11 protein-coding genes are annotated in these 15017 nt (G+C 33.8%); 1 reads left to right on the forward strand and 10 read right to left on the reverse strand.

Annotated elements, in window-relative coordinates; all coding sequences use genetic code 11:
* Positions 1-595: pseudomurein-binding repeat-containing protein (locus J2743_RS07620; RefSeq protein WP_280904557.1), on the reverse strand; the 595-nt coding region annotated here is incomplete at its 3' end.
* A 652-nt stretch (positions 596-1247) separates the two neighbouring features.
* Positions 1248-3428 (reverse strand): pseudomurein-binding repeat-containing protein, encoded by a 2181-nt coding sequence (locus J2743_RS07625; RefSeq protein WP_209625991.1) that lies wholly within the window; start codon positions 3426-3428, stop codon positions 1248-1250.
* A 512-nt stretch (positions 3429-3940) separates the two neighbouring features.
* On the opposite strand from J2743_RS07625, the gene J2743_RS07630 reads away from it, so the two are divergent.
* On the forward strand, positions 3941-5068 hold the full coding sequence (locus J2743_RS07630; RefSeq protein ID WP_209625992.1) for a glycosyltransferase family 4 protein: 1128 nt from the start codon (positions 3941-3943) through the stop codon (positions 5066-5068).
* Positions 5069-5126: 58 nt separating this feature from the next.
* Here the strand turns inward: J2743_RS07630 and J2743_RS07635 are convergent, their stop codons facing one another.
* The 8 genes from J2743_RS07635 to J2743_RS07670 form a co-directional block, all read right to left on the reverse strand.
* Positions 5127-7280: a DUF2206 domain-containing protein gene (locus J2743_RS07635; RefSeq protein WP_209625993.1), complete on the reverse strand. Its 2154-nt coding sequence runs from the start codon at positions 7278-7280 to the stop codon at positions 5127-5129.
* Positions 7281-7506: 226 nt separating this feature from the next.
* The gene (locus J2743_RS07640; protein WP_209625994.1) at positions 7507-8721 is read right to left on the reverse strand and encodes a glycosyltransferase family 4 protein; all 1215 of its coding nucleotides are present in this window, start codon (positions 8719-8721) and stop codon (positions 7507-7509) included.
* Between the two features lie 26 nt (positions 8722-8747).
* The gene (locus J2743_RS07645) at positions 8748-9794 is read right to left on the reverse strand and encodes a glycosyltransferase family 2 protein (RefSeq protein ID WP_209625995.1); all 1047 of its coding nucleotides are present in this window, start codon (positions 9792-9794) and stop codon (positions 8748-8750) included.
* Positions 9795-9863: 69 nt separating this feature from the next.
* Complete coding sequence (locus J2743_RS07650; protein WP_209625996.1) at positions 9864-10727, reverse strand: glycosyltransferase family 2 protein; 864 nt, start codon at positions 10725-10727, stop codon at positions 9864-9866.
* A 161-nt stretch (positions 10728-10888) separates the two neighbouring features.
* Positions 10889-12007 (reverse strand): glycosyltransferase family 2 protein, encoded by a 1119-nt coding sequence (locus J2743_RS07655; protein WP_209625997.1) that lies wholly within the window; start codon positions 12005-12007, stop codon positions 10889-10891.
* A 150-nt stretch (positions 12008-12157) separates the two neighbouring features.
* On the reverse strand, positions 12158-13789 hold the full coding sequence (locus J2743_RS07660) for a hypothetical protein (protein ID WP_209625998.1): 1632 nt from the start codon (positions 13787-13789) through the stop codon (positions 12158-12160).
* Positions 13790-13890: 101 nt separating this feature from the next.
* On the reverse strand, positions 13891-14160 hold the full coding sequence (locus J2743_RS07665; protein ID WP_209625999.1) for a TIGR00304 family membrane protein: 270 nt from the start codon (positions 14158-14160) through the stop codon (positions 13891-13893).
* A 212-nt stretch (positions 14161-14372) separates the two neighbouring features.
* Positions 14373-14873, reverse strand: a complete 501-nt coding sequence (locus tag J2743_RS07670; protein WP_209626000.1) for a methyl-coenzyme M reductase family protein — start codon at positions 14871-14873, stop codon at positions 14373-14375.
* Positions 14874-15017 lie beyond the last annotated feature (144 nt).

The raw sequence follows: 15017 nt of genomic DNA on the forward strand, positions 1-15017 counted from the left end.
TGTAGGTGGTTAGGATTTTGCTGTAGGTGTAGATGAGGTTTTGGTATCCGAATTGTGTTCCTAGGGTGCTGTGGGATGAGTAGTTGGGTGCTATTTGGTAGCGGTCCATGTATCTTTGTACTTTTCCTGCAATGTAAATATAGTTGGCTAGGGTTATGGTGCCTGTTTTTTGGTTGTCCTTGGGTGATGTGGGGTTGTTGCATTTTATGTATTCGATGTTTCTGGTGTCTTTGTTGTAGATTCTTTGGGTTGTGGTGGTTAAGAGTTCTAGGAATGAGGGCATGTTTACGTTTATGCCGTTGATGGTGATGTAGTTGGGTAGTTTTTGGTTGGTTTCTATGTATTGTTGTACTCGGTTGCTTGCTTCGATTATTTGTTCTTGGGTGAATGTTGTGCTTCCAGCTGCTGCATATTCTATTACAGTTTCTGTTGTGGTTTCTGTTTGTGTGGTGTTTTGGTTGTTTGTGAGTGTTTGGTTGTTTGTTGTGGTTTCTGCTAGGTTTTGGCTGGTGTTTGTGGTGTTTAGTGAGACATTTTCGTCAGTTGCACTTACTATTCCTGAACTTAAAATAATTGTTAAGCTAAATATTAACAATATAAATATTCCTTTCCGTTTAATAATAACACGCCCATCTCCGATAGTAATAAATAAATTTTATTCAATTTAACTTAATTTATAATATCATTTTCCTAACTTATATAAATGTTTTGATTTATTTTCCAAAAAAAGACATGTATAGGTCTTTTGGCATGATTTAAGACTTTGTTTGAGCCTTTTAGATTTTCTTAATTTGAGTGGGGTAGTTTCTTTGGTATTTTTAGTAAATTAACTTATTTTAATGTTTATTTCCATAAAATAGTCATATCCGATTCTTTCTTATTTGTGAAATATTTTCTGTTATAAGAGCTTAAAAGGAATTAATCTGGCTTTATATGATTAAAAGTAGTCGAATCGAGAGTTTTTTTTAAAAACTCTTTATAAATAATTTTGCCATGTTTTATAAGATTTAATGTCTTTTTGGCTTTTGGGTTATATCTGATTCTTTTTAATAATTTCAACCTTAAAAAAACAATTTTTTTATATTAATATATTTATTTTTCTTTAAAAAAATATGGAAAAATTCGAACAAATAATTCTAATTAAAAATATTATAAAATGAAAATGTTGAAGTTGATAAAAATCCATAAATTCATATTAGTCTTGATTTAATGTGAAAGGATTTATTCAACTTCAATTAGATATTAACTTAGAGGATTAATTGTTCGTATATGGCTTTTGCCATTTCTTCGATGTTTTTACTGGTCACCAAAAAGTTATATCCATTTTCTTTCAAGTATTCATCGGGATTGCTTAATCCTTTGACAAGATCTCCTGTACTGTTGTATCCCCAGTCAGGTAAAAGATCACCACTGAAATCATCATCCCAAGATTTAGGCAGGAAATTATTACCATCTATGTCTTTAGTAGGGCAATTTGTTATGTTCCAGGCAGGTGGGGAGATCCATATACTAAATATTTCTGTAATTCCCTTTATTGTTTTATAACTGGAAGTTCCCATTTCATAAATAGTTGCGGCACATGCACCACCATATATATTAACAATCAATGCATTTTCAGGCACACTGGAATCTGTAAGGATTGAATAGTGTGCGTTAGGATCTCTCTTCCATGCAGTTGCATCTACTCCCCTACTTTCTAAATACGTTACAATCTCGTTCATCATCGCCCAATCTGTGCTGTTACTGTATATATAATCGGTGGTGATAAACACGGGTTTGTACAAGGAAGCATTTGGATTTATAATTGTTGTCCATGGTTTGATTAAGACACTTGCGGGTAGTGATCCAGTGTTGTTGTAGGTGGTTAGGATTTTGCTGTAGGTGTAGATGAGGTTTTGGTATCCGAATTGTGTTCCTAGGGTGCTGTGGGATGAGTAGTTGGGTGCTATTAGGTAGCGGTCCATGTATCTTTGCACTTTTCCTGCAACAGTGATGTATGTGGTTAGTGACATGTCTCCGGATTGTATGGATTCTTTGGGTGATGTGGGGGTGCTGTAGGTGTTGGTTATGGTTGCGGGTGTGGTGTCTTTGTTGTTGATTTTTTGTGTTATGGTGGTTAGTAGGTTGAGGAATGTGGGCATGGTTAGTGTGGTGGTTATGGGGTTTCCTTGGAGGTTGGTTCCGGTGATGGTTACTGTGTTGGGTAGTTTGTGGTTGGTTTCTATGTATGTTTGTACCCATTTGGCGGCTTCGATGGTTTGGGTTATGGTGAAGCTGCCTTTGTAGTTGGTGATGTAGTTCCAGGAGAATACTTTGATGTTTGTGGGTAGTGTTTTGGTGTTGTTGTAGGTGGTTAGGATTTTGCTGTAGGTGTAGATGAGGTTTTGGTATCCGAATTGTGTTCCTAGGGTGCTGTGGGATGAGTAGTTGGGTGCTATTAGGTAGCGGTCCATGTATCTTTGCACTTTTCCTGCAACAGTGATGTATGTGGTTAGTGACATGTCTCCGGATTGTATGGATTCTTTGGGTGATGTGGGGGTGCTGTAGGTGTTGGTTATGGTTGCGGGTGTGGTGTCTTTGTTGTTGATTTTTTGTGTTATGGTGGTTAGTAGGTTGAGGAATGTGGGCATGGTTAGTGTGGTGGTTATGGGGTTTCCTTGGAGGTTGGTTCCGGTGATGGTTACGCTGGTGGGTAGTTTGTGGTTGGTTTCTATGTATGTTTGTACCCAGTTGGCGGCTTCGATGGTTTGGGTTATGGTGAAGCTGCCTTTGTAGTTGGTGATGTAGTTCCAGGAGAATACTTTGATGTTTGTGGGTAGTGTTTTGGTGTTGTTGTAGGTGGTTAGGATTTTGCTGTAGGTGTAGATGAGGTTTTGGTATCCGAATTGTGTTCCTAGGGTGCTGTGGGATGAGTAGTTGGGTGCTATTAGGTAGCGGTCCATGTATCTTTGCACTTTTCCTGCAACAGTGATGTATGTGGTTAGTGACATGTCTCCGGATTGTATGGATTCTTTGGGTGATGTGGGGTTGTTGCATTTTATGTATTCGATGTTTCTGGTGTCTTTGTTGTAGATTCTTTGGGTTGTGGTGGTTAAGAGTTCTAGGAATGAGGGCATGTTCACGTTTATGCCGTTAATGGTTACGTAGTTGGGTAGTTTTTGGTTGGTTTCTATGTATTGTTGTACTCGGTTGCTTGCTTCGATTATTTGTTCTTGGGTGAATGTTGTGCTTCCAGCTGCTGCATATTCTATTACAGTTTCTGTTGTGGTTTCTGTTTGTGTGGTGTTTTGGTTGTTTGTGAGTGTTTGGTTGTTTGTTGTGGTTTCTGCTAGGTTTTGGCTGGTGTTTGTGGTGTTTAGTGAGACATTTTCGTCAGTTGCACTTACTATTCCTGAACTTAAAATAATTGTTAAGCTAAATATTAACAATATAAATATTCCTTTCCGTTTAATAATAACACGCCCATCCAACAATCATCAAATAAAAGTCTTTCTTCGATGTTGAAGTTATATGTTTAAGATCGTTTTATAAGTTATATTTTCATTAATCATATAAATGTTTTGATTTATTTTAAAAAAAAAGACACAAACGGTCTTTTTATATACTTTTAGACATTCAATGAAGATTTCTTAATTGGTTTTTATCTGGGATATTCTTGTTGCTTTTTTGGATAAAAAATCATCTAATATTCTTGTTATAAAAATATAAACAGCATAAGATATCAAATAAAAAAATAAAACCCAAACTTTAAATGGTTTTTTAATCATCAAGGCTGATGTTATTTCATTTTATATGGCCATACATCAAAGTTCTCCAGTAAAAAATTCACTGAGTTTAATATATTATAATATTACAATCAACATTAATAACACACAAAAAAATCTAAAAGAAATTAATAGAAATTTTCATATCTCCACTTTCATAATAAAACGGTGTAATAATGAAAATATTAAGTATCCACATTTCAATCCCTGAAGATAATGCTGAATGGTGGCGTATTTCAAATTTAAGAACTATTATGGAAGATGCAGGTCATGAAGTTGATTTAGTACATTATTGTGACAAATCAAAATATGCAAATTTTGAGGATAAAGACAAATTTTCAAGTGACAAATTTATTACAACATCCCAACTAGGTGTTTATTTTAAGCATTTAAAACTATTACGTAACCATAACTATGATTTAGTATATGCAAATACAGGTGCCAGTGCTTTTTGTTCGTTGTCTGGCAGATTAACTAATGTCCCTCTTGTATTTGACATGCACGGAGACTTCTTACAGGAACTTCTGTTAAGATGTGGATATAGTATGAATCCTAAATTTTTAACAGATTATACCTTGTTTAAAATTATGGAATTTGCAAATTTAAAATGTTCAAACCATATAATGTGTGTTTCAAATCGTATGATTGACTATTTACATAGTAGTAAAGGTGTTGGATTAGAAAAAATGGATTATGTTACCAATGGTGTTGATTTAGACTTTTTCCAATACAAAAAGGATAAAGTTCAGGAATTAAAAGAGAAATTGGACTTAGAGGATAAATTGATATTTGGTTATGTTGGCGGTTTCCAAAGCTGGCAGGGTACAGAAAATCTGATAAAATCTGCAAAAACCATTAAAAATGATGAAATCGCGTTTTTGATTGTGGGAGGTGAAAAATCTGATAATGTAAATGATAAAAACATTGTTTTCATCCCAAAAATTAACCGACATGAAGTTCCTGATTATTATTCATTATCTGATGTGTTAATTTTACCCAGACCTTCCCATCTGGCAACTGAAATGGCTGCTCCTACAAAATTTGCTGAATACACTTCTATGAGTAAACCTGTTTTAACCTCAAATGTTGGTGATGCTGCAGATTTGGTGAAAAGATACAATTCAGGTATCGTAGTCGAAGATAATAGTATAAATAATTTGGTGAATGGAATTAACCAGTTTAAAAACTTAAATACTGCAGAACTCAAAAGGATGGGTCAAAATTCAAGAAAATTAGCTGAAAATGAATTTGACTGGAATTCAGTAGGTAAAAATTTGCTGAAATCATTAGAAAAATTTCAGTGATTAAATAATTAAAATGTTAGAGATTATCACATGATATAATCAAATACACATGACATAATCAAAATGGTATTAGAACCATTGACCCTCCATTATCATATATTCGCGATTTCCAGTCATTTAAAAGTTTATAGCCTTGAGTGGCATTTACAATATATTGTGGAGGAGCAATTGCTTCATAAACACGATTTATTTGAGTGTTTGGATAAGTTAAATATAAATAACGATATCTAAAAGGACTGTACCGTATTTGGAAGGATTTCCGGCTTGTTATAAAAGTTATATTATTTATTGAGAAATTATTTGCGAACATTAGTCTACTAGGTGCTATTCTGTCTCCATGAATCTTTAATAATTCTTTTTCACCATATTTGCTCAAAAATTCTGCACCTTTGATATCCTGATCATAAATGTAGGTTTCTATTCGCTCATTGGAATCTGTATCATAATAAATTGAAGATGGAATTCCACTGAAATAATAGTTAAAATGTATGGATACAGTGAAAAGTGAGATTAACAGTAGTACTAAAATTACAACATCCAACTTGGGTCTTTTAATTATTTTGGTAATTTTTATTACACCAATAACAAACATTGGTGCTAGAAAAACTAAACATTGAAGAAAGATTCGGCTAGCACCATACACATGTGAAAAGAATGGGAAAGAAACAAAGATTACCAACAAAATCACGGATATTATAGACCCAAAAATAAATTCAAATGGGATCTTATCTTTATAATGTTTATATCCTAATAATACAGCTATTAAACCTATACCTATGATTAGGAAAATTGCATCATTTACTATAACACTTATTAGTTGGGGAATTGATTCAACATGGATCCCAAAAACTGATAATATAGTGGTATCGGTGGTGGTGTTAACTGTAGTTCCAACTGCTCCTCCTGTGACTGATCCAGTAGATTTAGCTGCTGTACGAATTACAGTAGACTTTTGTGACTGGGAAACCACAAAATACCAAACATACGATAAAACACCTAAAACAGCCAGTGTATCAAAATTAGTAAATTTAACCTTTTTTTCATACCATAAACTCTTTAAGAATGGGATTAAAAGGATGGGAACGGTTAGGGCCAGACCTATGAACGCTGAAGTATAGTGAGATAAGATAACCGAAATCATAAAAACAATGAAAAGGATTTTCTTATTTTTATCACTTAATTTAGAGTCAAACATAACCATAATAGCCAGGAAAAAGAATAAAAATGCAAATTCTTGTCTAACAATACCCAGTAACTCTATGAAGTTCATTTGGAACATCACTAATAATGCTGCAAATAAGGCGTATTTATCCCCAACAAATTTTTTGGATATAATGTAGATTACCAGAGGTATTATTGATCCAATAAATCCAAAAACAATCTTAAAAACAGATAAACCTGATAAAGATGTTAAAACACTGTAAATCGTGGGTAAAATAGTGATACTCAAGCAACTGTTTAAAGTGATATTATATATCAATTGATCCCAGTGTAAATTTAACAGAGTATATTGGAAACAATAGAACTCCCGGTGAACATCTCTTCCAATGAGATAATTTGATGTTAGCCCATGCATCAGAAAAATACTCAAACTAACCATTAAAATAGCAAATGGATAAGTAGAATTAGATATTTTATCCCGCAAACCAATTAACACTACAAAATATACTGGAATTAAAAACAACATTAACAACAAAATAGAATTATTACTGGTAGTGTTCATCAAATAAGTCCCATAAAATGCCAAGAACGGGAAAATTATGGAAAAAATCATTGGAGAAATTAATTTATCCTTTGTATCAATAGTGAAATTGAAGATTCTCTGAATTTCAAACTCTTTTTTGTTCCTTTTATAGGCAATAAATGCCAGGAGAATTATTATAATGTTAAGTGTAATCAGGAGAGGTAACAAATCTAATGGTTTCAGTATAAATGGATACAAGCTGTTTAAACCTAGTCCGACGAGAATTAGAAAAGACAAACTTATTCCTATCCACAATACAAATTTTTTGATAAACTCCAGCTTATTCAAGTTCATTAAAATAACAATTAATAATCCAGGGACTATGGTGAAATAGATCAAAGGTAAAATTTCTTTAAGACCAGGGATGTTTAGAATTCTAACCAGATCTGTTATTAAAAGTAGTAAAATAATTAAGGCAAAAACCTCTCTTGATCCAATATCTTTTATCTTATTGATTGATGATAACATGAATATTCTCCAAATCAGATAACAGGACTAATTTTAACATAGTATATTCAGTATTTAAAGATACTATCAATTTTAAACCTGTAATTAAAATACCAGTTTAGCAGTGATTTTATTAGATTACTTGAACTTTAATTATATATAATAATGATTTTCGTAGTGTTACAGTGATTAACCAATTAAACTATTTATGTGTTCTAAAAATTGGAGGTTAGTATCAGTCAGATTTTTATATCTTTTTGTCAGATATTTCTTTATATAGTTTTTCCAGAGTTTCAATATGTAAGTCCATACTATATTTCTGGCTTGATTTAAAAGCCCCATTTTCTAATTTTTTCAATTCTTCTGGATTTTCAATTAAATATTGGAGCAGATCTTTCAACTCACTCACCTTCCCAGGTTCGTAAAGAAAACCATTAACTTTTTCCTCAACTAATTCGGGGATTCCTCCAATTCTACTCGCAATTACTGGAGTTCCAAACTTAAAACTTTCATATATTGTCATTGGTGAATTTTCAAATACAATTGAGGGCATAACAGTAATATTTGCTTTTTTTTGAAGTGATGTAAGTTTATTGCCATCTAAAAAACCATGAAATATTATTCGCTCATCGTTATGGGCGAGTGATTTCAAATTTTCCATTTTTTCGCCCTTACCAATTATATGCAGCTTAACACTTTCATTTTTCAAATTTTTAAATGCTTTTATTAGAACATCCACTCCTTTATGCTCAGTAAGAGCACCAGTATATATAATATCGATGGTTTTATAATCTTTTTCAGGTTTATTCTCACTCGGAGTAATACCAAGGGGGAGTTTTACACATTTAGACCTATTTAAGAACTTATTTTTTTTCAACACTTCAAACACAAAGTTGGATGGTGATAAAACCACATCAGGTTTATTAGAAATTATACGTCTAGATGCTTTTTGATATAATTTACAAATCGAGCGTGGATCGTCACATACTTCTCCATTGGCATGTAATAATGAGGCTTTGCGGCACAATAAAAGAAATTCATGGACAGTAAATATGAATGGTATATCCAGACTTTTTATAGCATCAAATGCAGATAAAGATATCCATATTGGGGTGTGTATATGCACTACATCGGGGTTTTCTTCTTTTAATATTTTTTTAATGGTTAAATAGGTGTGTAAATTCCATATGTCAAGTCCACTCCATATCATTTTACGTAATAAGGATTGTTCTGCCGAGTTTGTCCAGGAATATATGTTTAATGGATAAAAACGATGAACTTTAATTCCATCTTCCATGGTACAGGATGGTTTCAATGAAGATAAACCATCATATGGTTGGGTTGTTACAACCACAACCTGGTGACCCTTATTAGAGAGTTCTTTTGATATGGTATGGGCGTATATGTCTGCCCCTCCAATTGTATGAGGGGGGTAAGTATATATTAATTGACAGATTTTCATCTTAGTTTTCCTTTATAGTTTATTTGTCATCTTAGTTTTCCTAACCTTTTATACTCATTTAAACACCAGTTTAAAGACGCTATCAAACCTAATTTTTCCATTTGCCCATCAGAAAGTTCCCTGTTTTCTTGTATGTACTTCCGTTTAGGAAGTGTTTTTGATATTCCTTTAACAAAAGCGTAATTTCCTTTTAAAATTGAGGATATGAGGGAAAAGTCCCCATGAACCAGGAAGGTAAAGATGCGAACAAGATCAAACATTACAGAAACAACAAATCCGGTTATTATCTTTGGAAGAGAGAAATTCTTTAAAATATTGAAGAGTCTATTCTTTTGAACGTTAAAAACTCTAAATGGTGTGTCCATTTTCCCCCCGGTACTTCCATATTTATGGTATACAACAGATTGGGGAATGTAATAGGTTTTATGTCCTTTCAGCCAGCATCTCCATCCAAAATCCACGTCTTCTAGATAAGCAAAATAATCCTTATCAAAGCCATCCATTTCCAGAAATAAGGCCTTTTTCAACAGCATAGAACATCCGGAAGGGGAAGCAACAAAGCGAACTTTATTGTATTTATCGACATCCTTTTTCCCAAAATGTATGTCCAGTCCGCTACCCATGGGGGTTATTATCCCACCAACAGTGTTTATGGTATCAGGTTGGTCGTAGAATAAAACTTTACTGGAATAAACATGATTTTCACCATACTTCTCTGCAGCCAATAGTAATTCTTTCAGCCAAAAAACGTCTACCTTTGTGTCGTTATTTAAAAAAACGATATAAAATCCTCTGGCTTTCTGAACACCCAAATTACAACCTTCAGCAAATCCGTAATTCTTTTCAAGTGGAAGAACATTAATTTCGGGACACAAATCTTTCACAAATTCAACAGAACCATCACTGGAGGCATTATCTACCATAATGATTTCGTAATCATCACATTCCATCATTTCCAGTGAGTTCAAACACTCTTTAAGATGTTTTTTACCATTGTAATTGGGGATTATGATACTCACCAGGGGATTAGCCGAATTTTTCATTTTAACATAGTTCCAGAGTTTTTTTTCCATAATTCGTCTGTATTATTCTATTTTTTTTAATTCTTGTCTTATTACATTTTTTATGCATGAACCATGCATCTATTTTTTATATTTTCCCAGAGTAAATCCTACAAAGTCAATGAAATTATATATAATTGCGTAGGGAATATCTAAAAGATGTTTTTCTCTTATTAGAAACTTCATTTCCTCTATTACAAATTGGAAGCCCCGATCTAAAAATTCATTTTCACCTTCCAAGGCAATATTAGAAAAAGCAGAACCATCTTGCAAGCGTCTTTTGAATAATGAATCCAGGGAATAATCATGTGAATGATAAACGGTGGCTTCAGGTTCATAAACAATTTCATAATCTGATTTTAATACTCTAAGGGCAAAATCTTTGTCTTCGGACATGGGAATGTCGTCAGCGAACTTTAATTGTTCCCAAACATTCCTTTTTATTGCAGAACATACGTCAGAAACATAGATATAACCAAGATAAAAATTTTTAGGGTTTTCAGCCAGTTCTTTTCTTAGAACCTTTCGTTCATCAGGATAAAAATAGGAGTAAAAGAATTTAGTTGCTTCCTTTGCATTTTGATTGGCAATTTGCCTTCCGTAGGATACGCCAATTTCAGGATCATTTAATGGTGCCACTAATTTTTCCAGGAAATCCTCTTTTATAGGTAGAGCATCCTGTGTTAAGTAAACTAAAACATCCCCCTTTGATTTTTCAGCTCCCAGATTTCGAGTCCTGCTGTGATGAAATTCTTCAGGTTTTATTCTATACAGTAGGGTGTTATATTTTTTTAAAATTTGAATGGAATCATCCTCGGAACCGGAATCTATGGCAATAATCTCAAAATTACCCTTATAATTTTGCTTACACAAACTCTCCATTAAAAGTTCCAGTCTCATACCCCCATTTTTTACTAAAAGTATGATACTCAGGTGGAATGCCATAATAAATTGACTCCAATCTTTTTTTGTAAAATGTGTATTATTATATTGATTACATTACTAATTTAATTAATTTCTGATTTGATTAATTCATTAATGTATACAAACAAATCTGTATTTTCAATCAAGTAGATGAATTTAAAAAATAGGAAGTTATGAGCCTCTCATTTTTGTTTGTTTAACAGTAGCAGACTCAAGAATATACTGGAGAATATGGTCTGAATACCCAAAATAGATAGGATCATAGCAAAGATTGCACTCTGGATTTCAAACAGCGCTCCAAATCCAACTGTGCTCCAACTGATTATAACATTTATACCCAGTAGTATTCCAATGGCCAGGAGAATCACTCCCAGAATTAACTCTTTTTCCAGTGAATGGTAGTTCAAAATTCTTTTCGCCATTTTGGAACTGGTGGAAAATCCATAGGAAGCTCCAAAGGCTTCAAAGTAAAACCAAGAGAGTAACAGTTGGTATCCAACAATGAGCATTAAACCACCCAGGATTAGGGAGTGCATTCTAGACTGTCCTGTTACCCATACCAGAGCAGTTAAGCTAATACCCAATATCAAAGCCACTAAACCCGGTATTAGAAGGAACGGTCCCGGTCTGTATAACATCATGAAACGCAAGTGTCTCCAACCATCGGAAAATGAGCTGAGTTTTGATTCTCCCCCACGAGGATAGTAAGTGATGGGAACTTCCACGATTTTTATATCCAGACGTGATGCTTCTATCACCATTTCTGATGCAAACTCCATTCCACAGGTATGGAGCTTTAACTTATTCCAGGTTTCTTTGGTCATGGCCCTCATACCACAGTGTGCATCGGATATTCCGGTTCGAAACAGAACATTAAGCACCCATGTCAGGAAAGGGTTTCCAATGTATTTATGCAGTGCTGGCATGGCACCTTCTTTAATATCACCCTTTAATCTTGATCCCATCACAAAATCTGCATTCTCAGTTAGGATGGGTTGAATAAATTCAACCATTTCATTGAAGGGATAGGTTCCATCAGCATCTCCCATTACAATAATATCTCCAGATGCTTCACTGAACCCTCTAAGATAAGCATTCCCATATCCTCTGTTTTCTTCATAAACAACCCTTGCACCAGCTGCTCGGGCTTCATCAGCAGTATTATCCTCTGATGCGTTGTCAACTACAATTATTTCGGTTTCAAATCCCGCATCCTTCAATTTTTTTAAAGGCACTGATTTGACAGTTTTTCCAACAATTCCTTCCTCGTTGAGAGCAGGGATAACCACAGAAACTTTCATTATAATCACATTTGTATAAGCTTAAATCTTGTTTATATTGATCTTATTTATCCTTTCTGTTAATTTTCATTAGCTAAATATCGTTGAGGATATTGTTTTATTGAATATAACTAATCTACCTTTAATAATGTTTCTATACTATTTTAAGGGTCACCAATTTATTTCACAAACAATGAAATCCTTATTCTCATACACCACCCTTGAAAATTCAGGTTTTATACGGTTAATGTTAGAATGGATGTCCTGGGTGAAATATTGTAGAGGGAAAAATTCGGTATCCACCATGCGCAAGGCAAGTGGTTTTTCTTCAGGAGATGTTACCAATCTTTTGTCATAAACTACGTAACCAACATTGGCTTTCTTGAAATTATTTATTGTACTAGTTTTAACTCCTTTTTCTTCTATGGTTACATTACTGTTAGTGGAAAAATACTGGAAACCTTCACGAAAAGACATGTTAGTACTCGCGGCTAGAAACATACCAGTAAATTGATTGGAAATAACCACATAACGACTGCTATTCCCATTCTCGTTAAACCAATTAGCCAGATCCGCCTCTGAATCTGAAGGAGGGGCAGTCTGGATGTATCCTTCCTGGTTTTTGATACCATATGTTGCAATTTTAGGGTTTTCAACTGTGAGAATTCCACTAAAAAATGCCAGACAAAAAATTACCACTAAAAAGACACTATGGGCATTTTTCGAAGAAAATCGTTCGTTATCCTTAATTTTTTGGTAGGCAACTTTTATACCATACCCTCCCAGTATTGAAAGGGGTATTAAAAGGTAAATGAGCACTCTGTAGGAAATAACATTAATTCCGAACCAGTAAGCATTGCTCAAAAGGAACATGGAAAGAATCCACACCAGGATGACCAGATCCTTCCTCATGAATTCTTTTATTTGAATTTTCTTTAATATGGATATGAATCCAATCAGGGAAAATATTAGCACTAAAACTCCCAGGTTTCCCAGATAACTAAAGAATCCAAGGGAACGATTTAAGGGAAGTGAAGTACTTAACCCGGTAATAGCAGTTATACCCTGCTGCATAATGTTCTGTAATATTTGGGGTGCAACTATTTGGAGTGATATAAGTCCAGCTACTATGATTAGTATTATGGCCAGGAAAAATGATGTGAAATTCTTTAAAACATCAATGTTTCTGTAAACAAGCAATTCTAAGAGGGTAATGGCGATAACTGGGATGAGGAGGCATAATGTAGCTCCTTGATGGGTTAAAAGTATTATGAGAAATAGTATTCCTCCAAAAAAGGCAGTTTTGAGATTTTTATTTTCTAAAGATTTATAGTACAGGTAAACTGATAAGGGGAGAAATATCAATGCCAGATTTTCAGGTAAAGGTAAAATTATCCTGCTAACCAGATAACTGGATAGTATCAGAAATCCGGCTCCGACTCCAGCCAGTGTGCCATATAATTTTTTAGCCACATATGAAACCGAAAAAACTATAAACATGGCAAATATGGGCTGTAAGATGCGGGCTACTTGGAAATAGTTGATGTTGAATAAACTGCCAATTCCAACTATCAAAAAATGGAAAAGGGGGAGATAAGCAATTTTTCTACCGAAAGGGGCATTTAACTGAGGATCAGTTAATGTGAATCCGTACTGTGCGTAAACCTGGGCGTACTGCACATGATATATTATATCCCATCCTATGGGCCATTGATATTTTATGGTGGGAATTAATGCAATAAAAAGTGCAGCCAAGGCTGGTAAAGCAATTAAGTATTTCCGATTTTTCAGATTAATGTTCATGTTTAAACCATTTTTAATCAGTTATATAAATCAATGGATAATATTTAATAATATTCAAACTAAATAAAGTATTTAACTGTTTTTACGGGTTTTTTATTAACTCAGGGACCTCCCCTATAAAATAGGAAGTATGCTATCACCATTAAAAGAATAGCACCGATTATGGTAACTGTGGTCATGCTTTTATCATTGCCAAAGATAATGGGAATGGGTCCGATTAGTATCACTCCACTAGTTTTAACGGTTCTGCCATCCTTTTCATTGTCCTGGTTTTTCCCTGATGATAAGAGGGCTGTTCCCAGGAATAAGAGCAGCATCCCGACAATTACAGCTGTAATTCCTATGAAAATCAGAGTTTCTCCTTTGATCATAATTCCATCTATTTTTAAGTTTTTTTCATCAAGAGAGTATTGTTTTAGTAAGTTAACAAGTACGTGTTGCTTAAATTAGATTTAACAGATGAATAAGCATCCATATTACTCAGTAAGGTAAATTAATCATAGTATACGTATGTTCATCTAATTTTTAGTATAGTACTATTAATCAATAGTGTAACTTAGATTGTTTAATCAGATGTGATTCTTTAATCTTTTGAGATACAATATTCTGACTCTGAATTTTCGGTGCGTTTATCCACAATCTTGAGGGATAACATTAAATCCAGACATTCTTCAAGTTTTTGGATGGTTTCAGTATCATTCTTTCCAGAATCCTCATTAGTTTCTATGAATCCATTTTCATCATCGGATATCATCAGTTTCATAACCGAATCAATGTTCAACCATGAATTGGTCTTACATAGAATATCATAAATTTGTAAAATATCTACGAGATTTTCATGGACAGGTTTTTCAAGTTTTAATTCTTCTACATGGCCTTTAATATCACTGGCAACAGAATTAATGCTGGAAATTTCATTTGAAGGGACGATCAATATTACACGAAGTTCATCAGCTAGAAATGAAGTTCCACGAGAGATACGGAGGACATCTTCCTGTATTATTAATCCACCTACATCGTCTACATGTTCTACCAGGAGTTCATATTTGTATACTCCACCACTGAAGAGCAATATTTTGTACATAATTGATACACAATATAATTCATTTCTTGAAGTTGTAAATAAAATTTCCCTGTGACAGTTAACTACCAAGTGAAAGTTAACTAATTGTTTGTAGAAAACTGTCAACTGAATATTGATCAAGATAAATTGGCATGTGTTTTAAAG

This window comes from Methanobacterium petrolearium (assembly GCF_017873625.1).
Lineage (GTDB): Archaea > Methanobacteriota > Methanobacteria > Methanobacteriales > Methanobacteriaceae > Methanobacterium > Methanobacterium petrolearium.

Bases quoted from the DNA above. Each gene is read 5' to 3' on its own strand.
- J2743_RS07635 (WP_209625993.1), bottom strand. From the start codon at position 7,280: ATGTTATCATCAATCAATAAGATAAAAGATATTGGATCAAGAGAGGTT.
- J2743_RS07655 (WP_209625997.1), bottom strand. From the start codon at position 12,007: ATGAAAGTTTCTGTGGTTATCCCTGCTCTCAACGAGGAAGGAATTGTT.
- J2743_RS07640 (WP_209625994.1), bottom strand. From the start codon at position 8,721: ATGAAAATCTGTCAATTAATATATACTTACCCCCCTCATACAATTGGA.
- J2743_RS07665 (WP_209625999.1), bottom strand. From the start codon at position 14,160: ATGATCAAAGGAGAAACTCTGATTTTCATAGGAATTACAGCTGTAATT.
- J2743_RS07630 (WP_209625992.1), top strand. From the start codon at position 3,941: ATGAAAATATTAAGTATCCACATTTCAATCCCTGAAGATAATGCTGAA.
- J2743_RS07645 (WP_209625995.1), bottom strand. From the start codon at position 9,794: ATGGAAAAAAAACTCTGGAACTATGTTAAAATGAAAAATTCGGCTAAT.
- J2743_RS07650 (WP_209625996.1), bottom strand. From the start codon at position 10,727: ATGGCATTCCACCTGAGTATCATACTTTTAGTAAAAAATGGGGGTATG.
- J2743_RS07670 (WP_209626000.1), bottom strand. From the start codon at position 14,873: ATGTACAAAATATTGCTCTTCAGTGGTGGAGTATACAAATATGAACTC.
- J2743_RS07660 (WP_209625998.1), bottom strand. From the start codon at position 13,789: ATGAACATTAATCTGAAAAATCGGAAATACTTAATTGCTTTACCAGCC.